Origin of the sequence: Mesorhizobium marinum (assembly GCF_040813675.1) — a bacterium.
GTDB classification, from domain to species: domain Bacteria; phylum Pseudomonadota; class Alphaproteobacteria; order Rhizobiales; family Rhizobiaceae; genus Mesorhizobium_K; species Mesorhizobium_K marinum.
This window is the reverse complement of record NZ_JBFOCI010000038.1, coordinates 1-684: the sequence shown is the minus strand read 5'-3', so window position 1 is coordinate 684 and position 684 is coordinate 1. Positions and strand designations below refer to the sequence as shown.

1 protein-coding gene is annotated in these 684 nt (G+C 59.6%); it reads right to left on the bottom strand.

Annotation, left to right across the window (positions count from 1 at the left end):
* Positions 1–158 precede the first annotated feature (158 nt).
* On the bottom strand, positions 159–684 hold a 526-nt coding region (locus ABUE31_RS22750; RefSeq protein WP_367726047.1), incomplete at its 5' end, for a recombinase family protein.

The following is a 684-nucleotide window of genomic DNA, read 5'->3' as shown; positions in this document are numbered from 1 at the left end:
CTTGTCCCGCAACATGACGTCCAGTTGATGCAGGACTGTGCGCTCCAACTCATCCGCCGGCAGCCGCCAGCTGGAAGGGTCTTTTCCGTTGGTCGTCTCCAGCCGATTGGAGATGTAGTAGCGGTACCGCTTGCCATCCTTGACCGTGAAGACCGGGCTTAGACGGTCGCCGGTCTCGTCAAACAGCAGGCCTGTGAGCAGGTGTCGGCTCTTGCTGTTGGCCCGCTTCTCCGGTTCGGCGCCTGGCCCTTCAACAGCGCTTGAACCGACCTAAACGTGCTTTCGTCGATGATCGCCTCATGCTCACCGTCGTAGATGCGGTCCTTGTGTCTTGCCTTGCCGATGTAAACGACATTGGAGAGCATGTGGTAGAGTTTGCCCCGGGTGAAGGATGGCAGCCTGCTGCCTCGGCCTGATGCGGACGAGCCATGCATTGCACCTGCATCCATTCGATCTGCATCCGAAGCATCGACATGACTTTCGCCGCCAGCATTCACTTCGTCAGCGACGGCTGGAACTGATTGTAGGGAACGATATCGCTGGAAGATCATGCGGACCGTATCTGCAGCCCGGTTGCTCGAGCCGCCCGTCCTTCGTCGCCATCCGAAAGCACACTGCGCGTGCCCGGGAGAGGCCCGCTCGGAGTTGAAGTAGATCCACTCGCCGTCTGGCGAGTATTCCAGG